Origin of the sequence: Vibrio coralliirubri (assembly GCF_024347375.1) — a bacterium.
Lineage (GTDB): Bacteria > Pseudomonadota > Gammaproteobacteria > Enterobacterales > Vibrionaceae > Vibrio > Vibrio coralliirubri.
On the sequence record NZ_AP025471.1, the window covers coordinates 631,975 to 656,371 of the forward strand.

General features: G+C 44.8%; 21 protein-coding genes. 7 read left to right on the plus strand and 14 right to left on the minus strand.

Annotated features, from left to right (window positions below; all coding sequences use genetic code 11):
* Positions 1 to 2 precede the first annotated feature (2 nt).
* Positions 3 to 1,469, minus strand: a complete 1,467-nt coding sequence (locus tag OCV20_RS19355) for a cobyric acid synthase (protein WP_086775708.1) — start codon at positions 1,467 to 1,469, stop codon at positions 3 to 5.
* Positions 1,470 to 1,755: 286 nt separating this feature from the next.
* On the opposite strand from OCV20_RS19355, the gene OCV20_RS19360 reads away from it, so the two are divergent.
* Complete coding sequence (locus OCV20_RS19360) at positions 1,756 to 2,133, plus strand: YgiW/YdeI family stress tolerance OB fold protein (protein WP_017060114.1); 378 nt, start codon at positions 1,756 to 1,758, stop codon at positions 2,131 to 2,133.
* A gap of 98 nt (positions 2,134 to 2,231) precedes the next feature.
* Positions 2,232 to 2,756, plus strand: coding sequence for a hypothetical protein (locus OCV20_RS19365; RefSeq protein WP_086775707.1), 525 nt, complete (start codon positions 2,232 to 2,234; stop codon positions 2,754 to 2,756).
* Between the two features lie 168 nt (positions 2,757 to 2,924).
* Here the strand turns inward: OCV20_RS19365 and OCV20_RS19370 are convergent, their stop codons facing one another.
* The 4 genes from OCV20_RS19370 to OCV20_RS19385 all read right to left on the minus strand — a co-directional run bounded on the left by OCV20_RS19370 (position 2,925) and on the right by OCV20_RS19385 (position 7,787).
* Positions 2,925 to 4,532, minus strand: coding sequence for an ABC-F family ATPase (locus OCV20_RS19370; protein WP_081090187.1), 1,608 nt, complete (start codon positions 4,530 to 4,532; stop codon positions 2,925 to 2,927).
* 324 nt (positions 4,533 to 4,856) lie between these two features.
* Complete coding sequence (locus OCV20_RS19375; protein WP_086775706.1) at positions 4,857 to 5,543, minus strand: putative ATP-dependent zinc protease; 687 nt, start codon at positions 5,541 to 5,543, stop codon at positions 4,857 to 4,859.
* An 11-nt stretch (positions 5,544 to 5,554) separates the two neighbouring features.
* Positions 5,555 to 6,739, minus strand: a complete 1,185-nt coding sequence (locus OCV20_RS19380) for an amino acid aminotransferase (protein ID WP_048612657.1) — start codon at positions 6,737 to 6,739, stop codon at positions 5,555 to 5,557.
* Positions 6,740 to 6,950: 211 nt separating this feature from the next.
* Positions 6,951 to 7,787, minus strand: a complete 837-nt coding sequence (locus OCV20_RS19385) for an AraC family transcriptional regulator (RefSeq protein WP_086775705.1) — start codon at positions 7,785 to 7,787, stop codon at positions 6,951 to 6,953.
* 169 nt (positions 7,788 to 7,956) lie between these two features.
* Here OCV20_RS19385 and OCV20_RS19390 point away from each other — a divergent pair, with 169 nt between their 5' ends.
* Complete coding sequence (locus OCV20_RS19390) at positions 7,957 to 9,384, plus strand: MATE family efflux transporter (protein WP_086775704.1); 1,428 nt, start codon at positions 7,957 to 7,959, stop codon at positions 9,382 to 9,384.
* A gap of 136 nt (positions 9,385 to 9,520) precedes the next feature.
* On the opposite strand, the gene nrdG is transcribed toward OCV20_RS19390, so the two are convergent.
* Both nrdG and nrdD read right to left on the minus strand, forming a co-directional pair.
* Positions 9,521 to 9,991, minus strand: coding sequence for an anaerobic ribonucleoside-triphosphate reductase-activating protein (gene nrdG, locus OCV20_RS19395; protein WP_017058260.1), 471 nt, complete (start codon positions 9,989 to 9,991; stop codon positions 9,521 to 9,523).
* 173 nt (positions 9,992 to 10,164) lie between these two features.
* On the minus strand, positions 10,165 to 12,285 hold the full coding sequence (nrdD, locus tag OCV20_RS19400; RefSeq protein ID WP_048613547.1) for an anaerobic ribonucleoside-triphosphate reductase: 2,121 nt from the start codon (positions 12,283 to 12,285) through the stop codon (positions 10,165 to 10,167).
* Positions 12,286 to 12,588: 303 nt separating this feature from the next.
* On the opposite strand from nrdD, the gene OCV20_RS19405 reads away from it, so the two are divergent.
* Complete coding sequence (locus OCV20_RS19405; protein WP_086775703.1) at positions 12,589 to 13,464, plus strand: endonuclease/exonuclease/phosphatase family protein; 876 nt, start codon at positions 12,589 to 12,591, stop codon at positions 13,462 to 13,464.
* 93 nt (positions 13,465 to 13,557) lie between these two features.
* Here OCV20_RS19405 and OCV20_RS19410 read toward each other — a convergent pair whose 3' ends face one another.
* The 5 genes from OCV20_RS19410 to OCV20_RS19430 form a co-directional block, all read right to left on the minus strand.
* Positions 13,558 to 13,989: a YeeE/YedE family protein gene (locus tag OCV20_RS19410; protein WP_048613543.1), complete on the minus strand. Its 432-nt coding sequence runs from the start codon at positions 13,987 to 13,989 to the stop codon at positions 13,558 to 13,560.
* Complete coding sequence (locus OCV20_RS19415) at positions 13,989 to 14,465, minus strand: YeeE/YedE family protein (RefSeq protein ID WP_086775719.1); 477 nt, start codon at positions 14,463 to 14,465, stop codon at positions 13,989 to 13,991. The genes OCV20_RS19410 and OCV20_RS19415 overlap by 1 nt, the downstream gene beginning before the upstream one ends.
* Positions 14,466 to 14,671: 206 nt before the next feature.
* Entirely contained in the window at positions 14,672 to 15,904 is a 1,233-nt protein-coding gene (locus tag OCV20_RS19420) for a glycosyltransferase (RefSeq protein WP_086775702.1), read from the minus strand.
* Positions 15,905 to 16,013: 109 nt separating this feature from the next.
* Entirely contained in the window at positions 16,014 to 16,478 is a 465-nt protein-coding gene (locus OCV20_RS19425) for a GNAT family N-acetyltransferase (RefSeq protein WP_086775718.1), read from the minus strand.
* 22 nt (positions 16,479 to 16,500) lie between these two features.
* Complete coding sequence (locus OCV20_RS19430; RefSeq protein ID WP_086775701.1) at positions 16,501 to 17,598, minus strand: ketoacyl-ACP synthase III; 1,098 nt, start codon at positions 17,596 to 17,598, stop codon at positions 16,501 to 16,503.
* 122 nt (positions 17,599 to 17,720) lie between these two features.
* On the opposite strand from OCV20_RS19430, the gene trxC reads away from it, so the two are divergent.
* On the plus strand, positions 17,721 to 18,155 hold the full coding sequence (gene trxC / locus OCV20_RS19435) for a thioredoxin TrxC (protein ID WP_004731082.1): 435 nt from the start codon (positions 17,721 to 17,723) through the stop codon (positions 18,153 to 18,155).
* Between the two features lie 132 nt (positions 18,156 to 18,287).
* On the opposite strand, the gene OCV20_RS19440 is transcribed toward trxC, so the two are convergent.
* Positions 18,288 to 19,937 (minus strand): GMC family oxidoreductase, encoded by a 1,650-nt coding sequence (locus OCV20_RS19440; RefSeq protein ID WP_086775700.1) that lies wholly within the window; start codon positions 19,935 to 19,937, stop codon positions 18,288 to 18,290.
* Positions 19,930 to 21,534 carry a long-chain-fatty-acid--CoA ligase gene (locus tag OCV20_RS19445; RefSeq protein ID WP_086775699.1) on the minus strand — a complete coding sequence of 535 codons (1,605 nt, stop codon included), beginning with the start codon at positions 21,532 to 21,534 and terminating at the stop codon, positions 19,930 to 19,932. Before OCV20_RS19445 ends, OCV20_RS19440 begins: the two co-directional genes overlap by 8 nt.
* A gap of 369 nt (positions 21,535 to 21,903) precedes the next feature.
* On the opposite strand from OCV20_RS19445, the gene OCV20_RS19450 reads away from it, so the two are divergent.
* The gene (locus OCV20_RS19450; protein ID WP_086775698.1) at positions 21,904 to 22,935 is read left to right on the plus strand and encodes an AraC family transcriptional regulator; all 1,032 of its coding nucleotides are present in this window, start codon (positions 21,904 to 21,906) and stop codon (positions 22,933 to 22,935) included.
* A 262-nt stretch (positions 22,936 to 23,197) separates the two neighbouring features.
* The gene (locus tag OCV20_RS19455; protein ID WP_029235229.1) at positions 23,198 to 24,349 is read left to right on the plus strand and encodes an MFS transporter; all 1,152 of its coding nucleotides are present in this window, start codon (positions 23,198 to 23,200) and stop codon (positions 24,347 to 24,349) included.
* The last annotated feature ends 48 nt before the right edge of the window (positions 24,350 to 24,397 follow it).

Sequence of the window (24,397 nt, forward strand, 5' to 3'; positions counted from 1 at the left end):
GCTTAAGCGGTTAATTCTGGCCAGAGCAGGTCTAGATTTAAGTACTCTTCGATGGCATCAGCGATTCGATTAATACCCAGCTCTTTAAGCTGTTCGTGGTCAATCGCGGTCACATCGTTGGCTCCTGCCCATTCGCAAATCAGCGATAACGCGTCACTGTTATCGAATACGCCGTGCAGGTAAGTACCAAAAATCGAGTTATCTTGATTCACAGCACCATCTAGGCTGCCAGATTCTAACTGAACCGGTAAGGCTGTTTCTTTGACATCAGTCCTACCTACGTGGATTTCATACCCTTTTACTTGTGCTGTTTTGCCATCCAACGTCATAGTGCCGCGTACACTGGTTAAGGTTTTCTGCTGTGTAAGGGTCGTTTCAGTATCCAGATATCCTAACCCTTCACTGCTGCCGGGTTCCCCTTCAACGCCATCAGGATCGTGAATAATGTTACCTAACATTTGATAGCCGCCGCAGATACCCATTACTTTGCCGCCTAAGCGCAGGTGGCGTTGAATATCTTTATCCCAGCCTTGTTGTTTTAGGTAATCCAAATCTGCTCTTACCGACTTTGTACCCGGCAAGATAATTAAATCAGCGTTGTTTACACGTTCACCTTTACCAACATAACGTAAATCAATCGAAGGATTCAGCCTTAACGCGTCAAAGTCAGTATGGTTGCTGATTCGGGTTAGCACTGGCACCACCACCTTAAGCTTAGCTTCTCCGTCAGACTCTTGAGCAGAGGTAATGGCATCTTCCGCTTCTAAGTTAAAACCATGCAGATATGGCAAAACACCAATGACTGGCTTGCCGGTTTTTTCCTCTAGCCAATCTAGGCCAGATTGAAGCAGTGCGATATCGCCTCTAAAACGGTTTATCACAAAGCCTTTTACGCGAGCTTGTTCAGATTCAGACAACAGCGCTAATGTGCCGTAGAGGTGCGCAAAAACGCCACCACGGTCAATATCAGCAACGATGATCACAGGGATGTCCGCTTTCTCAGCAAATCCCATGTTAGCGATATCATTTTCACGAAGATTGATTTCGGCTGGGCTCCCCGCACCTTCAATCATCACGCTTTCATATTCTTCAGAAAGTCGGTCAAACGAATCGATAACCGTATCCATCGCGACTTTCTTGTAATCATGATAGCCCGTCGCTTCCATGTTACTCAGCGCTCGGCCTTGCAGAATCACTTGCGCGCCGGTATCTGAATTAGGCTTTAACAATACAGGGTTCATGTGAACGGTTGGCTCTATATTACAAGCTTGCGCCTGAACCGCTTGAGCGCGACCAATTTCGCCACCATCTTTTGTCACAGCACTGTTTAACGCCATGTTTTGTGGCTTAAAAGGTGCCACTTTAATTCCTTTCCTTGCCAAAACACGGCATAAACCTGCCACCAACACACTTTTCCCGGCATCTGACGTTGTCCCTTGAACCATAAGGGCACTTAATGGTGCTTGCATTTGTAGTTAAATCCTTAATTTTTTAATTTCTTAATTTTCAATTTATAGCTATGGGCAATCTCTCTCTGTCTCCATCTTATCGTCATTGCCGAGTAGATGCTCAATAAAATGAATGGAAAATGAATGTGTTACTCACTCTGGATTCAACCCCAGTGTTGTTTAATAGCTTCATCGAAACGAAGCTTGTGAACAATAACAGGCGACTCAACAAAAAACGTACTAACGAAAAGAAACGCTTCAAATTTAGAAAAACGTTTCTACTAAAAACAACATTAAGGGATTCACCATGAAAAAAACTGTATTAGCTATCGCATCTACTATTATCCTTGCTCCTACTTTCGCAATGGCTAGTGACCACAACAGCAACAAGCACGAAAGCGCTATTGCTTATACTGGCCCGATTGAAACCGTTTCTGTTGCGACACTACTTGCCGACACAAGCATGTTCGCAGAACAAGAAGCAATTGTGGATGGCAAGATCGTTCGTCAACTTAAGAATGACACGTTTGTCTTCTCTGATGGCCAGAGTGAAATTCAAATCGAACTTGATGATGATATCCGCCTAGCACAACCACTGACCGCTGATACAAAAGTTCGTATCTTCGGCGAATATGAAGGTGGTAAGACACCTGAAATCGAAGTGGACCACATCCAGATTCTATAAGCGATTAATATAAAAATACCGACTTCAAATAATTGGCCTGCATATTGCAGGCTTTTTTGTATTATACTGCCGCAAAATACAATTTATATGGAGTCACCATGCTAGGTTGCACGAATAAGACTGTCCTTTTAGGACTCGCTGCACTGTGTTCATTCTCTGCGTCTGCAAACAACTTTAACTACAACACATTCGAGCTTCGCATGGGTACTAGCCCAAGTACTTTCGGTGGTGAAGTCACAACAATGTTCACTCAGAACTCTCACTTTGTTGCTCGTATCGATTCAGAATTTGAAAGTGATTGGGATGCAGCAGTAGGTATGGGGTTCAACGGCCCAATCAATCAATTTGCTGACGTTACTGGCCAAATGTTACTGCACAACATTGAACGTAATGACGACAACCACATCAAAACAGAAATCAACATTGGCTTGAGAGCTTGGTTAATGGCAAACGTTGAAGTTAACGCACGCCTTGGTCAACTGATCGACAACGATGACACTCGTTCTATTGTTGGTATCGGTGCTCGTTTCCATTCAACTGAACAACTTTCTGTTGGCCTTGATATGCGAAATAACGGCACATACGGCCACCAAATCTTAATGTCAGCTCGATTCGGATTCTAATCTAGATTTCGTACCTAGATTTTATTGATAAGCTTAGGTTTAGTTACTGAGTAATAAATAGCTAAACATATTACATAGAAAAGCCCCGAACATATTAATGTTCGGGGCTTTTTTGTTTGTTAGTTTCGCTGGCTTTTAGTCGTTCACGAGCTGAGCCAGCGACTTGCTTTATAAATTAACCATCAGCATCTTTTTCTGGTGGTCTAAGTACTCTTCATAAGTACCTTGGAAGCTCACTAGCTGTTGGTCTTTCACATCAATGATGTGTGTTGCTAGTGAGGAAACGAACTCACGGTCATGACTTACGAAGATAAGCGTGCCCGTGTAAACCTTCAACGCGTCGTTCAGGGCTTGGATTGCTTCCATGTCCATGTGGTTCGTTGGTTCGTCCATTACCAGCACGTTGATGTCTTGCATCATTAGCTTGCCGAACAACAGACGGTTCTTCTCACCACCAGAACAGTTACGCGCTTTTTTGTTCGCATCGTCAGCAGTGAACAATAGACGGCCTAGAATGCCACGTACCATAAGGTCATCGTGCTTCACTGTGCGCCATTGTGAGATCCAATCGAAGATGCTCAGGTCGTTATCAAAATCCTTAGTGCTATCTTGTGGGCAGTAGCCTACTGATGCGTTTTCAGACCATTTAACGATGCCTTCGTTTTGCTCTAGCTCTTGAACTAGGCAACGTAGCAGCGTGGTTTTACCCACACCGTTCTCACCGATAACCGCAAGACGAGTACCGGCTTCAAGCAACAAGTTACCACCAGCAAACAATGTTTCGCCATCGAAACCGTGACCAAGGTCTTGAAGTTCAAGCGCTTGACGGTGCAGTTTCTTACCTTCGCCAAAATCAATAGATGGGCTCATACGGCTCGATGATTTCACTTCATCAAGCGTGATTTTGTCCATTTTCTTAGCACGAGAGCTTGCTTGTTTTGCTTTAGATGCGTTAGCACCAAAACGGTTTACGAAATCTTGAAGCTCGCTGATTTCAGCCGCTTTCTTAGCGTTGCTTGCTAGAAGCTGCTCACGAATCAAGCCAGATGCTTCTAGGAAGTACTCGTAGTTACCAGGGTAAACACGTAGCTCACCGTAGTCGATATCTGCCATGTGCGTACACACAGAGTTCAGGAAGTGTCTATCGTGCGAAATGATGATCATTGTACATTTACGCTGGTTTAGCTCTTCAGCAAGCCAGTTGATCGTGTGAATGTCCAAGTTGTTGGTTGGTTCATCAAGAAGCAAGATATCTGGGTTTGCAAACAACGCTTGTGCCAATAACACACGCAGTTTCCAACCCGGAGCTACTTGCTGCATCAAGCCGAAATGGAACTCTTCTTCAATACCCGCTTGAATTAGGATATCACCAGCACGGCTTTCTGCTGTGTAGCCATCCATTTCCGCGAATTCGCTTTCAAGTTCTGCGACTTTCATGCCGTCGTCTTCGCTCATTTCTGGCAAAGAGTAAATGCGGTCACGTTCTTGTTTTACTTCCCACAGTTTTCTGTCGCCCATGATCACTACGTCGATAACGCTGTACTGTTCGAAAGCGAACTGATCTTGGCTTAGCACACCCAGTTTCTCTCCTGGAGTGATAGAAACGTTGCCCGAGCTTGGCGTTAATGCGCCACTTAGGATTTTCATGAACGTTGATTTGCCGCAACCATTGGCGCCGATCAAACCATAACGGTTGCCGTTACCAAATTTAGCAGAGATGTTTTCAAACAGCGGCTCTGCGCCAAATTGCATTGTGATGTTCGCGGTAGATATCAAAGAACTAATTCCTAAGCGTGTACTGACAGATAATTATTAGGCTATTTCAAGAACCTAAATAAGAAGTACGAAAGTATGGATTAAACAAAAATCGAAGCGCGGATTATATAGAGATCTCGATCACGTTGTCGAGGCTAAACAGTAAACGAATAGTAAACATAGACCATTTAGATGCTTTTCATACGTTATTGGGGTGTAAATAGAAAAATCCCCACCAGCAGAACTGGTAGGGATTTCATTTATCAACACTAAAAGTCTTTCAATCTCGTCACTTTTGAAACTATAGCTCTTCAAAACGAAAAGCTTTGATGACGAGCAGAAATGTTATTTAGTAATTTTCTTTTGAACGTATTTTTGGCTTACATCTACTACCGCAACATCTCTAAAGAAGCTTCTACCCAACAGTAGTGGGAAAGAAAGATGCGTTCGGTCCGCTAGAGTAAACTCAGTTTTGTCTTTCAGATCACCGATTTGAATTGAAGCGACAACCACAGCACGTCGTTGTGTACCTTCTGCACTCGACTGCTTGATCTTAACCCAACGCTCTACCGGTAAGCTGATCTCTTGCGTTGTGATGCCGTCATGTTCGATTTTGAACTTAACCCAGTCTTTTCCGTCACGTTCAAAATCAACAATATCAACCGCACTGATTGAAGATGTTGTTGCACCTGTATCTACACGTGCTTTAAACGCTTCTTTCAAACCAGGAACAAACACCCACTCTTCTTCACCAAGAATCAGTTTACCATCGCTTGTTTTAGTCGGCTTTGGAACTGGCTTTTCTTCAGGCTTTGGTTTAGCTTCTGGCTCAGTCGGTTTTACTTCTTCAGGCTTTTCCGTAGGTTCCGTTACTTTCTCGCCTTCAGTTGCGTCAGTCTTTGAAGAGTCATCCACAACAGGTTGTTCTACTTGAGGCTTTTGCTCTGGCTCGACAGGAACTTGAGTCGTCGTCGAACAAGCAAACAGGCCACCACTTAGCATTAAAACTACAATCGCTTTCCAGTTATACATTCAGTCACCTTCTATTTTGAAACGTTGGCTATCGCTTTAGCTACATAAGGAATATGAGATTCGGAAAGGCCTGCGATATTGATGCGTCCGTCACCAACACCATAGACTCCATATTCTTCACGTAATTGATTCATTTGAGTTTCTTTAAAGCCTAGTACACTAAACATGCCTTTATGGCTTTCAATGAAGTCAAATTGTGACGTGTTATAAGTATTTCGCAATTCATCACATAAACTTTGGCGCAGATTTAACAAACGTTGCTGCATTTCACTCAATTCTTGCTTCCAAATCGAGGTTAGCTCTTGATTCTGAAGAATTGTTTTAACCAAAGCTGCACCATGATCTGGCGGCATTGTATAAGTTGAACGAGCAAGAGTAAGAAGCTTACCTTTAGCATTGCCAACGTGTTCGCTGTTCTTGCCAATCACGATAGCAGCGCCCGTTCTTTCACGGTATAAACCGAAGTTCTTCGAGCAAGATGTCGTAATCAACATCTCTTCTACGTTGTTAGCCATGTGTTGAAGGCCTTTTGCGTCTTCTTCTAGGCCATCACCAAAACCTTGGTAGGCAATATCAACGAACGGTAAGAAACCATTCTTCTGAGATAATTTGGTGATTTCCTGCCACGCTTCAAAGTTGATATCCGCACCCGTTGGGTTATGACAGCAACCGTGCAGCAGTACCACGTCTGATGGACCCGCTTTTGAAAGGTCATCCAACATTCTTGCAGTATCAACTTGCTTCGTTTCAGGACTGAAGTAATTGTAGTATCGAACTTTTAAGCCTGCCGCTTCCATCACCGGTTTGTGGTTAACGTAGCTTGGGTTTGAAATCCAAACTGTGGTGTCTGGTTGAGAAACTTTCATTAAGTCACCCAACATACGAAGTGCACCACTTGCACCTGGTGTTTGAATCGCAGCAACGCGATCCATTGCAGAAGTCCCTTTAAGCAGCAGATCAACCATGCTCTGGTTGAACTCTTCACAGCCGGCTAGGCCAACGTAAGCTTTGGTTTTCTGCGTTTCAACAACGATATCTTGAGCCATAGAAACGGCTTTCATGATCGGAGTTTCGCCTTGATCGTTTTTGTAAACGCCAATGCCTAAGTCGACTTTATCAGTACGAGTATCGCCGCGGTAAGCAACAGAAAGAGATAGAATTGGATCTAAAGTTGGTTTTGGTAGATGTGAAAACATGAAAGTCACAACCCTTTGAAATTCAAGTAATGAGTTTCACGTTAACATTATCGTAGACAAATCAGAAACATTTTTTAATAGAAGCGCTTAGTTAGAATAAGTAATCAGAGATTGGTCATTTTACGTCACGAAACAGCGCAAATTTAGAACACTTTTAGTGCTTTATCAAAAGATCCGTGGCTTGTTTAAGAAGTACCTTGTTGATTTTCGACTAAATACCTTGTTTGAATTGCCTTGGTGTCATGCCCGACCAAGCTTTAAATCGAGTACTAAAGTTAGCTGCATTCGGGTAACCCACGATCTCGCCAATATGTTGAATCGACCAATCACTCGATTTCAACAAACGTGCTGCGTATTCCATTCTCATACGCATAATATGAGTCATTGGGCTGTGTGAATAATAGCGCTGGCACAAACGATGGAAATGCGGCTCTGAGCACGGGAACAAGCTCGCAAGCTCATGAACGTTCCACTCTTTATGGAGTTGTTTTTGTACGTTGTCGAACACGCGTCTTAAACGAATCAAATTGCGTGATTGCTGCTGCGGGACTGGCGCATTAATCATGAACTCTATTTGAGCCACACTGTGATTGGCAATCGCTCCCCCCAAATCGATGGGTAAGGCAATGCTTCTCAATAGAGTATGAATGCACGACGACACCACCTCTGCTGCTGGCGAAAGTGTGTAGCTCACTTCATCACTCACCACTCTGTCCCATTGTTTGTCGGGCGAGAGAAAGATCCATGCGATTTGCCATGTTTCTTCTTCAATCCCAAAGCCATTCTCAGTGCCCGCGGGAACTGTAATGCATGACCCTGGCTCTAGAAGATAGCGACACGCGCCACTTTCTAACCACCCTTTGCCCCTAACCGTGTACAGCAGCATGTGTTTCTGGGGGTTCTTCCGATGTACCGAAAAGAAATCTCGGCACGACGCCGTCCCACACTGAACGATACCCAACTCTTCGAATGCCAATACATGGCTTTGATCGACAAACTCTTGGTGTGTCTGATCAGAGATCTCGTACCGTTCGTGTTTCTCACTCATTGCACTGGTCGCTCATTAGGTTTGTCTGCAATTAAATCGCCACATTAGTCATTCGATAGTTTTGAAGTAGATGATTTTGAAAACAGATCGTTTTGACAAATAGGCAGCTTTTGAAAATAGATAGTTTGGCAAAAGTATGTGATGAACCTGAACAATACAGCTAAAACAAATGCCGATAAACTTCTCGCATATTAACCACAGGGGAAATGCGATGCGCTCGACATATCGGCATCTAGACAAAGATTTTTGGCAAAAGCTTTTACACATCGGTTTGCCTGTATCGCTACAAACCATGTTGTTTTCATTACTTGGCGTAGTCGATATTTTTATGGTTAACCAACTGGGTGACTCTGCAACCGCAGCAGTTGGTGTAGGTAACCGCATATTTTTCTTCAACTTGATCATGGTATCTGGGATTAGCGGTGCTGTCAGTGTGCTAGCTTCGCAATATTTCGGTGCGGGAGATTTCAACGGAATTAGACGCACATTAGCGCAATCATGGGCATTGTCTGTCTTTGCCATCATCCCCTTTGTGTTCATTTATACATTGGCTCCTGAATCAGTCGTGTCTGTGGTGGCCTCAGACCCTGATTACGTCCGCTTGGCAACGGATTACCTTTGGATAACAGGAGCCAGCCTTTTTGGTACCGCGATCGTAGTGCCATTAGAAAGCGCACTACGATCGGTCGGCGAAGCCAAATTGCCCACCAAGATCAGTATTTGGGCGATCATCGTTAACGCGATTCTCAATGCATTGCTGATCTTTGGTTTGTTTGGATTTCCAGAACTGGGCGTAGTTGGTGCGGCTATTGGCACCACGGTGTCTCGATTCTTTCAGACGATAGCGCTGCTTATCATGGCGAAGAAACACTATGCGCATCTATTCCCGACATTAAGCAATTGGCGCGATGCGATATTGCCGAAGCATAGAAAGAAGTATTTCAAGGTAGCCATTCCGATGTTGGTTCATGATACAGCTTGGGCGGGTGGAATACTGATTTATAACGTTATTGTTGGTCAGATGGGTGTTGGTGAGCTTGCGATAATCTCACTGTTATCGCCAGTAGAAAGCATTTTGATTTCGGCGTTCATGGGGTTTGCAGTCGCGGCTTCAATCATTTTAGGCAACGAGATCGGCGCGAAGAACTATCAACGTGTTGAGAAGACTGCATGGGGTTATGTCTTGGTCAGTTGTGGGCTCGCGGCTTTACTAGCCTTATTGTGTTGGTTTGCTAAACCCGCGATCGTATACATGATCGGCCTTACTCACTTAGAGCTCAAAGAGACGGCTGTTAACGTCACCTTAGTCATGGCATTCGGCATGATACTAAGAGTCTTCAATATGGTTGGCATTGGTGGTGTACTGAAAAGCGGTGGAGACATCAACTACAGCATCTTCATCGATCTGTTTGGCCAATGGGCGATTGGTATCCCCCTTGCCTACTTTACTGCGCTGGTGTTGGGTTGGCCGCTAGAATGGGTTTTGATGATTGTACTGCTGGAAGAGCTCGCCAAAATAGTTCTGACCAGTCAGAGGATTCAATCCAAGAAATGGATAAACAACCTAATCGACGAGCCTGAGCACATTCCTATTTAAGCAAGCGCCAAACTGACACTGACGTGCAGGCGATCGATTCAAAAGAACTCACACCCAAGGGCTGATTTGTAGCATTGCGCTAACGATGAAGCCCTTTTTTCTGTTTCTTATACGAGAGTCCTGAATCAGAACACGCTTATAAGTCAGTAAATCGATGGATGATTTGGTTGGAACTACCACGCCAATCCAACATCGGATCCGCTTTATCTTGTTCAAAACGACCATCAATCAAAGTATCAACATATTCAAGTACTTGCTTCTGCTTTTCGTCGAGTTCGTCGAGTTCGTATCCCGTCCACATCCAAATATCTTTACCTTCACATTCTGCTTTTACACGTTGAACCAACTTAAGCACTTCAGACACGTTTGCAGGATGCAAAGGATCACCACCAGAAAGCGACAAGCCACGACGCTTAATTCGCGGATCATTGAGATCAGCGATAATGTGGTCTTGCAGTTCTTGAGTAAACAAATGCCCTGAGTCCAACCTTTGCGTCGATTGGTTATAACACCCGCGACACTGGTGCACACAACCCGACACAAACAAAGTGCAGCGTGTTCCTGGGCCATTTACAACGTCGATTGGGTGATATTGGTGATAATTCATAAGGCAGTATTGAGAACTCGTGATGGCTTAATGGTTTAACTCGAAAAGTAGCGAGAGTTGAAACAAATGAATTGGTATCGACATAGCGCCGATACCAATCATATTTCTTGAAACGTAGCTCTGCTGAGTGAACTAGCTAAAAATCGCAGACCTTACTAAGATCCTTCGTTAGATCAAAGATGCTTCACTCGGCGTTTAACTTCTTCTTGCTTACCGAAGTTAAATGGTCGTGCATCTGGGCTACCAAGGTAACCACAAACACGGCGTGTTACCGATACTTTGGTTGAGTCGTGGTTGCCACACTTAGGACACGTAAAGCCCTTACTGGTACAGTCGAACTCACCGTTGTAACCACATTCGTAACACTCATCAATCGGTGTGTTAGTGCCGTAGTAAGGAACACGTGTGTAGCTGTAATCCCATACGTTTTCTAGCGCTTCGATGTTCTTCTGCATGTTCGGGAATTCGCCGTAACAGATGAAACCACCGCTAGAGATTTCTGGATAAGGCATCTCGAAATCGATCTTGTCGTATGGGTTCACCTTCTTCTGTACATCTAGGTGGAAGCTGTTGGTGTAGTAACCACGGTCTGTTACGCCATCAATCACACCAAACTCTTTAGTGTCGATGCTACAGAAACGGCTACATAGGTTTTCACTTGGTGTGCCGTATAGGCTGAATGCGTAACCTGTCTCTTTCGTCCAAGATTCCACTTCACGCTTCATGTATTCCACCAGCTCAAGCGCTTTAGCACGCATTTCGCCGTCGTCGTACAAGTGAACGTCTGTGCCGTAAAGCGCAGTCATTGCTTCGTGAATACCGATGTAACCAAGAGAAACCGATGCACGACCGTTCTTGAAGATATCTGCAATAGAGTCATCTGCTTTCAAGCGAACGCCACAAGCACCTTCCATGTATAGGATTGGAGCAACACGCGCTTTCACGTTTTCTAGACGAGAAATACGAGTTTCTAGTGCGCGACGAGCTAGCTTCAGTTTTTCATCAAGCAGTTCGTAGAACTTAGTCATATCTTGTTTTGCGTTAATCGCAATACGTGGCAAGTTTAGGCTCACAACACCTAAGTTGTTACGGCCTTCATGAATTAACTCACCGTTTTCTTCGTAAGTATTCAAGAAGCTACGGCAACCCATAGGCGTTTTAAATGACCCTGTCACTTCTACTACTTTGTCGTAGTTAAGAATGTCTGGGTACATACGCTTAGACGCACACTCAAGCGCTAATTGCTTGATGTCGTAGTTTGGATCTTGCTTCTGGTGGTTCAAACCATCTTTGATTGCGAACACCAGTTTAGGGAATACCGCTGTTTTACGGTTCTTACCCAAACCTGCAATGCGGTTTTTCAAGATAGATTGCTGGATAAGTTTCGAACCCCAGCTTTCGCCTAGACCAAAACCAAACGTAACGAATGGTGTTTGACCATTAGCCGTGTGTAGCGTGTTTACTTCGTATTCCAAAGATTGGAACGCGTCGTAACACTCTTTCTCTGTACGAGAGATAGCAAAAGCTTCTGGGCTATGAATGTCCCACTCTTTCGCTAGCGATAAGTGCTTTTCGTAGCTCGCCATCACGTAAGGTTCTAGAACCTCGTCGATACGGTTAATCGTTGTACCGCCGTAAATGTGGCTCGCCACTTGCGCGATGATTTGCGCCGTTACCGCTGTCGCTGTAGAAATCGACTTAGGTGTGTCGATTTCCGCGTTACCCATCTTGAAGCCATGCGTTAACATGCCTTTCAAATCGATAAGCATACAGTTAAACATTGGGAAGAACGGTGCGTAGTCTAGGTCGTGGTAGTGAATGTCACCACACTCGTGAGCTTGTACGATGTCACGCGGCAAAATGTGAGTTTTTGCATAGTGTTTAGCCACGATACCCGCCAGCAAGTCACGCTGAGTTGGGATAACTTTACCGTCTTTGTTGGCATTCTCATTGATCAGATCAACATTGCTTTCTTCGATCAAACCTTCGATCTCGCGAGTTAAAGCGCTTTGCTTCTCACGTGCGATGTCGCGGTCATGACGATATTCAATGTAGGCACGAGCCAGAGACTTGTATGGTCCCTGCATTAGCTCGTTCTCGACCATGGTTTGAATTTCAGAGATATGAACTTCATCGTAGTCTTCGAGCTTCAACTCAACTGCTAATGCCACATTCAGTGCATAAATAGCAATTTCCTTATCGGCTTTGTCTGATGCTGCTTCCACTGCAGCTTGGATGCGATCTCTACTGAATGGAGCTCTTGAGCCATCACGCTTGATTACGATTGATTTCACCACTTCTCCTTACTCTTGAGGTATTCACAGACTTATCCACAAACACACTATATAGAGCGATTTATCGTTTAACTAACACTAGATATTGTGGCGTATTTAACGAGAACCACCAACTTTGAGTATTGATTTGGATCAATAAAACTCTCACGCTGACTAAGATCAATTCAATATTATTACGCTAGTTCTCAAGTCGAAAAGAAACAATGTAACAATAAAAAAACTGCTAAAAAGAGTTGAATTTTTGGTAAGTGTTGTAGGATAACGGCTCAACTATATTGGACGACAAAATTAGGGATATTTGGGATGAAACGACTTCAAAACTGGATAATGTTAGGTTGCTTACTCAGTAGCCAGACATTTGCTGAACCTTTGACCATATCCAGTTGGAATATCGAATGGTTATCAACCAACGAGGCTGTGAATAAGTTTTCTGCCCAACGTGATCAAGCTGATTTCGACAAACTTGAAGAATACTTTCAATCCTTAGATGCGGATGTGGTCGCCTTTCAAGAAGTCGACGACGTAAATGCCATTCAGCGCATCGCTGGCGATCAATACAAGATATTGATGTCTGACCGAGCATTACCAGAAAACAGCAACCATCAGTTCAAAGAAGTGAACCAATACACAGGGTTCGCGGTTCGTAAAGGAATCACACTCACCGACTACGCTGACTTCCCACTGGAGTCGAGCGCTAACAGCAAGCTTAGGTTTGCCAGTTACATGGTCGTAGAAACGGAAAGCAAGCCGATTCACATGTTGTCTGTGCATTTAAAGGCGGGTTGCAGCGGCGCTTACAAGTCGAACCGAGATTGTTCAAGACTCAAAGACCAAGCACAGCAACTTAATAAGTGGATTCAGCAAAGAGAAAGAAACGGCCAGGATTACGCGATACTAGGCGACTTCAACCATAACCTATCCTACTCAAGAGATTGGATGTGGAAAGATATGACGCAAAATACCGATGCTCAGTTGGCAACAAGAAAAACTCGAGCAGATTGTAAGGTGCGCTCTAACCGCAATAACCATCGCACGCACCAATTCCGTTCTGTCATTGATCATATTGTGGTGAGTAAGTCACTAAATGCATCTTCTGCGAAACAGGTGGTATTTGAAACGCAAGATGTGCTTGATTACAAACTTAGCGACCATTGCCCAGTTTCAACGACTATCAGATAGATATAAAAAAGAGGCTGACTGGCTTTTGGGTTAAAGCGTGTCAGCCTCTCAAATGGTCATATCAAGCCTATCTGATATACGACAGGCGCACTACTAACAGGTTTTATTCGCTCGCCCCGCCAGCCACATTCCCACCAGCATACTTAAGACGAACAGCCATACCGTTGGGTTACCACCACTAAGGCTGGTTACTGCAGGGCCCGGGCAAAAACCTGCAATCCCCCAACCTAAACCAAAGGCAGTTGAACCTAGAATCAGCTTTCTGTCGATTAGCGGGTTGTTACGGCTATCTAACGGCTCGCCATTGATAGCTTTAGCACGTTTTTTAATGACCAGATGATAAAACGGAGCGAAGACCAATAACGCGCCACCCATGACGAATGCCAAGCTGATATCCCAGTCGCCTGTAATGTCTAAAAAGCCAAGTACTTTGTTTGGATCAACCATGCCTGAAATGATCATGCCTGAGCCGAAAAGAAGACCTGCGAACAAGCCAATAACGATAGTAAACGAAGAGTTTTTCATTACGCCCCCAAACCAATCAGATTCTTAACCAACACAGTTGCCATTGCCACACCCATAAACACACAAGTCGCGACAATTGAACGTTTAGACAAACGCGCCATTCCCACAATGCCATGGCCACTTGTACAGCCATTCGCGACCTTAGTGCCGAAGCCCACCAATAGTCCGGCTATGATAACCACTGCGAAGTTGATCTCTTCTAACTGAGGAAGTTGATAACCAGTTGGAATCAACAACCAACCGCTGACAACCATTCCGACAACAAAGGCAAGTCGCCAATGTTTCTCGGTTTCTTCAATACGGGTGTCCGAGCTGGATTCAGATCCTGATTCTAAGCTTTTATTCTTTCTAGACGGCAATAAGCGACTAACGATTCCGCTGATTCCTGCTACTCGCCCGATGCCCAACATCAGAATAATTGCCGACGCGCCTAGCAGCATGCCACCAAAAAATGCATCCCAAGGTATCAAACTAATCACCGACCTCTCCTATCCACAAACTAAAATCTAATTCACCAACATTTAAATTAGAGTTTACTAATAAATATAAATTAGTCAATGCTAATGTAATGCACTATGTTTCGGTTGGAAAGTCTAAAGTGAAAAGTCGAAAAGCTTCCCCCATGAAAAAGCCCCTAGGCGTTAGCCTAGGGGCTTAAGATTTATTCTGTCTTTGTAAACAGCTATTTGATCTTGTTCTTCTCAGCAATCCACTGCGACATGTACTTAGTGCTCGCCATGCTGTGGTGCTTCAGCATAGAGCCAAAGAAGTTATCCAGTCGATGAGACTCAAGCTCAGAATCTAGCGCAATCAAACGCTCGATCAATTTATCGCCCAGTTGATTCTGTTCATAGTGCGCTTCAAGAATTGAATGACACTGACTTTGAGCCTTAAGCCACTTCTCTTCATCTTTATAAAGAGCAACAGCTTGTTCAACAAATGCGTCGATATCGTCTGCTACCGCGCCCGGCCATTGCAATTCTCCTTGCGGTAACATGCCTTCACTACCAATTTCACTGGTCACGTTTGGAGTTTGAAGCTTCATTGCATCAAGAAACTTACCTTTAATGCCCGCACCAAAACGCAGTGGCGCGACACACACACGTGCCTGCTCCATCACTTCTTGAGCATCTTTCGCCCAACCTTTGATATGGAAACCAGTTTTAGGATTGTGTAATGCGGTCGCTTTTGGTGGCGGATACGATCCATAAATATGAAGTTCAGTGTCAGGCAGCTGCTTGCGAATCTTCGGCCAAATCTTCTGTAACTGAAGCACAGCATCCCAATTCGGGGCATGTCTAAAGTTACCTATCGTCATGAAATGCTGACGTTCTTCAAAGCTTTTCGTGCTTTTAGGAAGCGTATTAAGATCAACCATGAACGGCAGATGATGAAGCAGTTTGGGATCGATATTGAACTCTGATTGAAGCAGTTCCATCTCGTAACTTGAAATGATCAACGAAAGATCACAGCGCAAAATCGCGGCAATTTCACGTTTAGCTAAATCACTGTATAAGTGTGCTTTGGTCAGTTCAGTTTCTTTCTTAACGGCTTCATGACGCGCATTACGCAGGAACTGCAAGTCTTCAGTATCCAACAGCTTAAACGCGTTCGGACATACCTTCTCAACACGCCAACCAAACTGTTCTTCCATCATAAAACGGTCAAACATCACGACATCAGGCTGCAGCTCTTCGATGTACTGATCAAAGCTATCGCAATTCAACTGGATAGATTGACTTGTGATGCCCTCTTCAGAGAGATCAATCATGTGCTCGGTTTCTTGAGCGGGTGTTGCAAATTCGACTGACCAACCTTGTCTTTTAAATAGACGTAAAAGAGACATCATGTGGCTGCCAGCCGCCGATGAATTCGGTTCTGGCCAAACGTAGCCAATTGCTAAAACTTTCTTCAAAACACTTCCTAAGAAATAACAAAAGGGACTAACTTAGCCCCTAATAAAACGTTTATCGATCGTGGTCGACTTATATCGCTGATTATAATGAGTTCTAATCACTCAGTGATCAGATTCGCTCACCTACATTGCGAGCTATCATAAGCACTTCATCAGCAGAGTACAGGTTTGAAATCGTAGTTTCGACTTCAGCGCCTAATGTCGACTGATAGAGCTTTTGTGCAAAGTTATCCGCTCTGGTCGTCACTAGCACATGTTTTAGTGTCGAGCCTTGCTCTGCTAGCTTCTGTTTCACTTGCGGCAAGGAGTCAAGAATCAGCTTTTTACCCAATCCTTTACCTTGCGCACTTGGTAACACGGCAAGTTGCTCTAGTTCTAAAACAGCTTCAGGTCTAAACCCGCTCTTCTGAACCCAAATAATGTAGCCAACAACTTCACCTTCGCTTTCAGCAACAAAGTTAAGAAAACGTGGTGAAGCGTTTAAGTTACATTGTAACCAATCGCGTGAGTTTTTCTGTCGAACAAAGGCAGATTGATGAACCAAAGCCGCCCCATCGAGGTCGGCTTCTGTCATAAAACGAACTTGAGTCATGCAGCTACTCGCTCTCAGAATTAGGACGCGTTTTACAGTGTAAAATGGCTCTTTCTAGAAGCTCTAAAGCCGGTTTATCAGCTTCTGGAAGCTTAGCATCCGATTGACCTAGTGGTTCAACGCGGCTGCCCCACTTAATGTGGCCAGCTCCCCAAGTCAAACCAGCACCAAATGCTGCAACAAGAATGTTGTCGTTAGGCTTAACGAAGCCTTGCTCTAGCGATTCACACAGTGCAATTGGTACGGTTGCAGCCGATGTGTTGCCATAGTTTTGGATGTTAACAAATGCTTTCTCGCGCTCAATGCCCGCCATATCACACAAAGTTTGAATGATTCGGATGTTCGCTTGATGCGGAATCACAACATCTATGTTTTCAGTTGAGATGCCAGTGCGACTCAATACGGTATGTGCCGCTGCGCCCATGCCTTTCACAGCACGCTTGAAGATCTCTTTACCAACGAAATCAAAGTCCCAGTAACCGTTATCAGCAGCGAAGCGATCCATAGAAGTACCGAATTTTGGTACAGCTAGAATGTCACGGCCCTCTGCGTCACAACCGATTTGAGCTTCTTGTAAACCCACTTGCTCTTCAGTACGTGATAGAACCACAGCGCCAGCGCCGTCACCGAAAAGAACCGCCGTATCACGCTTGGTCCAGTCGATGAAGAATGAAAGACGTTCTGCACCCACAACGATTGCATTGCGGTAGTTGCCCGCTTGAATCAGTCGAGTTGCTGTTTCAACACCGTAGATGAAGCCAGTACACGCGGCGTTAAGGTCGAAAGCCGCTGCACTTTTAATGCCTAAGTTCTGTTGAACCTTAGACGCGGTATTTGGGATAAGAGAATCAGGGCTGCACGTCGCGATGATAACGAGGTCGATGTCTTCAGCCGTTAGACCAGCACACGCCATGGCATGTTTCGCTGCAACAGTCGCAAGTTCAGAGGTATTTACATGACTGATACGACGGTTTTCGATACCAGTTCGAGTTCGAATCCACTCGTCAGACGTATCAATGAAAGTGCTTAGATCATCATTGGACAGCACGGCTGGTGGCAGACACTTTCCCCAGCCAGTAATTTCGGCGTAAAATTTTGTCATCATTTACCTGTTTATTGTTTGTTTTTATTTAAGTATCGTATTCTAGTTTTAAACAGTATAAGCGCTCCGTGCGTGATTCGTAAATCGCGTTAGCAACGGAGTTACAATAAAAAGAGAAAGTTATGTCTACATTCAACACACGATGCCCTTCTTGTAATGGCGTAAACCGAGTTCCTTCAGAAAGAATTTCAGAAAGCCCAACTTGTGGTAAGTGCAAAACAGCACTGCTCGATGGCGCTCCTATCGAGGGAACGTCACTTAATTTCCAATCTATCTTGAACAGTTCACAACCTGTAGTTGTCGATTTCTGGGCAACATGGTGTAACCCATGTGTGGGCTTCGCGCCTGTGTTCAGCGACGTTGCAAAAGAGCGTTCTGGAGATGTTCGATTCGTTAAGATTGATACTGAAGCTCAACAGCAGCTCGCGGCAATGTATCAAATCAGAAGCATTCCGACCGTTATGGTGTTTAAAGACGGTAAACGTGTCGATACGATTAACGGTGCACTGCCAAAAGGTCAATTTGATCAGTGGCTTAATCAAGCACTAACTAAGTAACACTATTAGTTAAACTATTGATTTAGCATTAATTAATTCTAAGTAAGCACACAAAAATAGGTTAGAGAGCCTTATCAAACCAAGACTCTCTAACCTACTGTTTTATTTATGGTTATCACTTAACTTCTTGAATTAAACCACAGCTTCGCCTTTCGCTTGAATGCCAGCTTCTTGCTTACCTAACTCGTATTCCTGTTTGATCTGGTCTGCGACTTTCTCGGCAATCATAATGGTTGGTGCATTGGTATTTGCCCCAATCAGTGTCGGCATCACAGAAGCATCAATGACTCTCAAATTATCCAAACCATAAACTTTGAGATCTTTATCCACCACAGCTAAAGAATCACTATTAGGTCCCATTTTACAGGTACCCACCGGGTGATACTGGGTGTCTGCACGGTTACGGATATCTTGCTCGATAGCCTTGTCATCACTGGCGTCCACAGGGTAGAAAGCGTTGCCACGGATATCATCAAACGCGGAACTCTCCAACATTTGATACTGCTTCTTCCAGCCTTTAATCATGATCTCCATATCTTCAGGATGACTGAAAAACGCAGGATCGATCTTAGGCGGATCATAGGGATCATTGCTATTCAGCGTTACGGTGCCATGGCTCTTCGGTCGCAATAAGGTGACATGAGAAGTAAAGCCATGACTGGTATGGATTTTTCTGGCATGGTCATCGACAACAGCCACGACAAATACAAACTCTAAATCCGGTACAGCGATATGATCTTCGGAGCAGAGAAAGCCTATCCCCTCTGCAAAATTGCTGCTCATCTTACCACGGCGTTCTTTGTGCCATAGCGGTAAGGCTTTGGTCATTTCAGAGGCCATTTGCGGCGAGATGCCGAAGGTTTCACGCTTTTCACTGCATTTGTACGAGTGCACTAAGTCGATATGGTCTTGAAGGTTCTTGCCCACTCCAGGTAATTCATGAACTTGTTTGATGCCATGCGTCTCTAGTTCAGTTTGAGCACCGACACCAGACAGTAATAGCAATTGGGGAGAACCAAACGCGCCAGCGGATAGAATCACTTCCTTGTTAGAGCGGAGCTGATAACACTTTCCGTTAGAGCCATATTCAACGCCAACCGCCTTCTTGTCTTCAAACAATACCTTATGGGTGGTGGCTTTAGTAACGACCGTAAGATTTGGACGCGAAAGGTTTGGCGTTAAGTAAGCCTTGGCAGCACTGCACCGTTCACCATTCAGCTGAGTTACCTGCGTCGGCATCGCCCCAAACTGCGCCGCACCGTTAATATCTTCATTGCGAGGCACGCCTATCGATTCACAGGCTGTTAAGTAGCGTTCCAACATAGGGCTTGGCGACCTGAGGTTTGCCACATTAAGAGGACCACCTTGGCCATGAAACTCATCTTGATGAACTTCGTTGTTTTCGGCTTTCTTAAAGTAAGGCAGACACGAATCATAGCTCCAACCTGTGTTACCCAAGCTTTCCCATGTATCGTAGTCGTAGCGGTGCCCACGAGCGTACATCATGGCATTGATAGAGCTAGACCCGCCAAGTGTCTTACCTCTCGGCTGATAGCCTTTACGACCGTTCAAACCTGGCTGTTCAACGGTTTCGAATGCCCAATTGTTGAGTTTGGTTGGCATCATCGCAACCACGCCAACGGGTGTGTGAATTAATGGGCTCGTGTCTTTACCGCCCGCTTCTAACAAGCAAACCGTCACATTAGGATCTTCCGACAGCCGCGAAGCCATGACACAACCCGCAGAACCACCGCCAACAACAATAAAATCATAACTATCCATTTGCCATCTCCGCTATTTCTAGTGGGTGTAACTCACGCTTCAAGATTTTTCCGGTTGCTGTCATGGGTAAGGCTTTACGAATGAATACCTTACGCGGGTATTTGTAGTCGGCGAGTTGCTCACGACACCATGCTATCAAGGCGGCACTATCACATTGCGTATGTTCGTGAAGCACCACATGCGCGTGGATCTCCTCGCCTAAATGTTCATGATGCTCGCCTACCACCGCGACCATTTCGACATCGGGGTGACACATCAATACTTCTTCAACCTCACGTGGATAAACGTTGTACCCGCCACGAATAATCATGTCTTTCACACGGTCAACAATGAACAAATTGCCGTGCTCATCAACGCGCCCAATATCTCCCGTTAAGAACCAACCATCACGAATGGACTCAGCTGTCGCCTCTGGCCTTTGATAATAGCCTTTCATCACACTTGGGCTTTTAATGCAGACTTCGCCCAGTTCACCCATAGCGACAGAGTTGCCTTGTATATCAGTAATCTTGATGAGGTGGCCACATAAAGGCTGACCGACACTACCCGATAAACGATCGCCATCAATATGATTAAATGTCGCAACTGGCGCCGTTTCCGAGAGCCCATAACCTTCTAATACTGGTAATTCAAAACGAGACTCAAACTGTCGTATGACCTCAAGCGGCATAGACGCACCACCAGAAACACCTAACCTCAAGCTATGTTTAACCTGTTCAGAGCGTTTTCTTGTTTTTTCTGAAGTGTCAGCAGACTCTTCTCCCGCCTTTAATAGCGCAATATACATAGTAGGGACGCCAGCAAAGACACTGACTTTGTGGCTAATGATCTGTTCAATAACCAGTGATGGTTCAAAACGAGGAATCAACACCATGGTTGAACCCGTCAACACACTCGCGTTCATCATCACTGTCTGGCCGAAACTGTGGAACAAAGGAAGTGTGGCCATTGTCGTGTCGCTGTATTCCAATCTCATTAGATACTGTGACGACATCGCATTGGTCTGCATGTTGGTGTGGGAAAGCTCAGCTCCTTTGGGTTGACCCGTCGTGCCAGAGGTATAAAGGATCACAGCGGTATCATCACCATGGCAAGCCAGAGATTCAAACGGAGTAAAAGGTTGTGCCAACCAATCAGCTATTGATTCATACTGCTCATTACTTTCTAAAGTAGTGTCTGCACTTGTTGGAATAGGCATCTCGACAAAGTGTTCACAGTGGTTTGCCTGCTCAAAACCTTGTAAACCATAGCGACCAATTGGAAGCTCTTCACTGCCTTCAAAACATAAATAGGCTTTCGCGTCAGAGTCATTAAGGTGATAAGCGATCTCTCTGGCCTTAAATAGCACGTTCAAAGGCACGACTACACAGCCCGCTTTTAGAATCCCGTAATAGGCTATCGGAAAGTAAGTCACGTTCGGGCATGACAATGCGACCTTATCTCCCTTCTGCAACCCAAGTCTCTTCAAGTTAGCAGCCACATTTCCAGAAAGTTGTTCTAACTGAGAAAAACTGATTTCATCTGATCCCATACGCAGAGCGGCTTTAGTTGGAAAAAGCGAAGCGCTACGCTCCAAATTAACAGCAAGATTGTGCATCCATGATCTCCTTATGCGGCTTAGACCTGTTTGAGACGGTCACCGTAGACGTTCTAATCGTTGTAATAAGTGTCTTTCTTGTCATCACGAGCCTGCACATTGGTGTCTCATTTAGATAAGAGTCGTTATTGAGCAAAATGTTTAAGACGCTCCAATGTGCAACCCAACAAATTACAACATTTTGATAACATTTCGAACAGGTTTCAAAAAGACAAAAACCGGTGATATTCGGACACAGCCAGCGCAAGCCCAATAAAACCTTCCACACATAAACCAAAATTTGGAACAAGCTTGGGAAAGTGAGAACAAGCAGCAGGCGTAAATGTTAAAAGTTCGGTTAAGATATCGATATTCAACAAGAGGCAGCTTATGGAATACACCGCAGTTTACGAACCCGATATGCAAGCATTCGGCATTCTGGATCTTCAGTTGCTACATCGTTACCTGTCGCCTGTTACCAGTATCGAAGCGTTGCTCGAAGGCAGTAACATCGATGCTCTCCAACTCAACACACCCGATACACACATCACTTTGGCGCAAAAGCTTGCTGTATTCAGTAACGCATTAGCGAATTCCAACGAAGACGGTTTGGGGCTTAAAGTCGGCCAACAAGCGAGGTTCAGTGACTTCGGCGTGCTCGGTTATGCGGTGTTTAGCAGCGAAACACTACTCGATGCCTTTTTAATCGGGTTTAAGTATCTGCAACTTGCTGGCCCTGTCCTCAGGAAAACCATGTCTGTAGAAGACAACATTGGTTACTTTCGCGCAGAGCAACTTATCGAACTCGATTCTTTGCTACCCTTTTGCTGTGAATATTGGTTTGCGGCGATACACAGTTTGTGCGAAGAGGTCTTACAGCAACCCTTTCCTTCTCAAGTGATCCGCTTCCCTTACCCAAAACCTGAATACGGCGATCTATACACAGAGATTTTCCGCTGCCCGGTTGAATTCAATAGTGACCGCCTTGAATGGGAGTTCGACGCAACCACCTTGTATTCGTCTCTTCCTACCGCCAATACCATCACTTTACAGATGTGTTTAAAATCGTGTGATGACATGTTGGCAAAAGTCAGTGCACCCACCAGCCTCAAAGAGAAAGTCTCTCAGATGCTGATTGAAAGGCCAGGATGTTACCCATCGATAGAATCCATTTCTTCAGAACTGGGCATGTCTTCTCGAACTCTGCGTCGTCACCTAAAAGCCGCGGATACGAGCTATCAGAAGATACTTGACCATGTTCGCTTTCACCTTTCCCGGCACTACCTTTCTTCAACTCGAATGAGTATTGAAGAGATATCTGAACGCGTTGGTTTTTCTGATAGCGCTAACTTTCGTCATGCCTTTCGTAAATGGAGTGGAAGCTCACCACGTCAATACCGAAAAGAAGCGCTCTTATCGTAAACTGCACTTCAAATTTAATTTCAACGATACAAATAAATTTGTTTTGACCCTCTCAATTAAATAGCCAATGAACAAGGGTTTAACGGCTTTATGACCACATAAAATCACGTCAAACCACCAAATGTCGCAACCGTATTTTAGTTTCGTTAGTCGATAAATTTCTTTTATCTTAACGACCATTTTTATTCGTTTTACCCAATTCAGTTTCTCCCCCATAGTCGCGGAAAATTCATCGTTTCTTTTACTATCAGAGGCTCCTGCATTGGACAACATCCAACCAACAACTCGCATAACGGTTCCTGTTATTGCATTGTCTTTTTACGCGATCGCTTCAGGCTACTTAATGAGTTCATTACCATTAATGCTGTCTGAGTATGGCTTAGACAAAGATCTATCGAGTTGGTTGGCGAGTGCATTCTATGCAGGTCTACTGGCTGGTACATTATTGATTGAACGTGCCATTGCGCGTGTTGGTCACAAAGACGCGTTTGTCATCGCATTGAGTGTGTTCATCGCAACGATCCTTGTATTGCCATTGATCCCACATCAAGCAGTTTGGCTATTAGCTCGCTTTGTGGCTGGTGTGGCGGTTGCAGGTATCTTCGTGATTGTAGAGTCTTGGCTAATGAGCGGTGACGAGTCACAACGCGCAAAACGTCTCGCTATCTACATGTGTTCACTGTACGGCGGTTCTGCAGTTGGTCAGCTTGGTATCGGTTACTTAGGTATTACTGGTGGCGTACCTTTCATCGCAATGTTCACCCTTCTGTTTGGTGCGATCATTGTTTTGATGTACGGACAAGCAACTCCACCACAGATCCACGATGCGCAATCTTTGTCTTTAAAGCAGATCAGCAAATTGAGCCACAGCGCGCTAATTGGCTGCATTGTGTCTGGATTAACGCTAGGTGCTATTTACGGCTTGATGCCAGTTGAACTTGCTCAACGTAACATTGCACACGAAGACATTGGCGGTTTGATGGCTCTAGTTATCATGGGTGGCATGGCTGTACAGCCGATGGTGACTTGGTTATCTCACCACGTAGGACAAGTGTTATTAATGGCTCTGTTCTGCCTGCTAGGGGTTGCAAGCATTGGTGTGCTGACTATCAATCACGATTTCTACGTACTAGGCATGAGCTTGTTCGTATTAGGCATGGCGACATTTGCGCTATACCCAATCGCGATTAACTTAGGTTGCCGTAACCTTGACCCAAGCTACTTGGTGTCAGTGACTCAAATCATGCTACTTTGCTACAGCATCGGTTCTGTTGCGGGACCAATCGTTGCAGACAGCTTTATGGATTCACAAGCGGGATTGTTTACATACCTGTTCGCGTCTCTGCTTGCTACAACGATCTACATGTTGATTGCTAGCCTAAAGCGCTCTCACCTACAGATTGCAGGCGAGTAAGCTTAAATAGACAGACACCAGATACGTGTCATTAGGGCTCCGAGTTAA

Bases quoted from the DNA above. Each gene is read 5' to 3' on its own strand.
- OCV20_RS19440 (WP_086775700.1), bottom strand. From the start codon at position 19,937: ATGGATAGTTATGATTTTATTGTTGTTGGCGGTGGTTCTGCGGGTTGT.
- OCV20_RS19380 (WP_048612657.1), bottom strand. From the start codon at position 6,739: ATGTTTTCACATCTACCAAAACCAACTTTAGATCCAATTCTATCTCTT.
- OCV20_RS19445 (WP_086775699.1), bottom strand. From the start codon at position 21,534: ATGCACAATCTTGCTGTTAATTTGGAGCGTAGCGCTTCGCTTTTTCCA.
- OCV20_RS19385 (WP_086775705.1), bottom strand. From the start codon at position 7,787: ATGAGTGAGAAACACGAACGGTACGAGATCTCTGATCAGACACACCAA.
- OCV20_RS19360 (WP_017060114.1), top strand. From the start codon at position 1,756: ATGAAAAAAACTGTATTAGCTATCGCATCTACTATTATCCTTGCTCCT.
- nrdG (WP_017058260.1), bottom strand. From the start codon at position 9,991: ATGAATTATCACCAATATCACCCAATCGACGTTGTAAATGGCCCAGGA.
- OCV20_RS19365 (WP_086775707.1), top strand. From the start codon at position 2,232: ATGCTAGGTTGCACGAATAAGACTGTCCTTTTAGGACTCGCTGCACTG.
- OCV20_RS19405 (WP_086775703.1), top strand. From the start codon at position 12,589: ATGAAACGACTTCAAAACTGGATAATGTTAGGTTGCTTACTCAGTAGC.
- OCV20_RS19450 (WP_086775698.1), top strand. From the start codon at position 21,904: ATGGAATACACCGCAGTTTACGAACCCGATATGCAAGCATTCGGCATT.
- OCV20_RS19430 (WP_086775701.1), bottom strand. From the start codon at position 17,598: ATGACAAAATTTTACGCCGAAATTACTGGCTGGGGAAAGTGTCTGCCA.
- OCV20_RS19410 (WP_048613543.1), bottom strand. From the start codon at position 13,989: ATGAAAAACTCTTCGTTTACTATCGTTATTGGCTTGTTCGCAGGTCTT.
- trxC (WP_004731082.1), top strand. From the start codon at position 17,721: ATGTCTACATTCAACACACGATGCCCTTCTTGTAATGGCGTAAACCGA.
- OCV20_RS19375 (WP_086775706.1), bottom strand. From the start codon at position 5,543: ATGTATAACTGGAAAGCGATTGTAGTTTTAATGCTAAGTGGTGGCCTG.
- OCV20_RS19355 (WP_086775708.1), bottom strand. From the start codon at position 1,469: ATGCAAGCACCATTAAGTGCCCTTATGGTTCAAGGGACAACGTCAGAT.
- OCV20_RS19390 (WP_086775704.1), top strand. From the start codon at position 7,957: ATGCCGATAAACTTCTCGCATATTAACCACAGGGGAAATGCGATGCGC.
- OCV20_RS19425 (WP_086775718.1), bottom strand. From the start codon at position 16,478: ATGACAGAAGCCGACCTCGATGGGGCGGCTTTGGTTCATCAATCTGCC.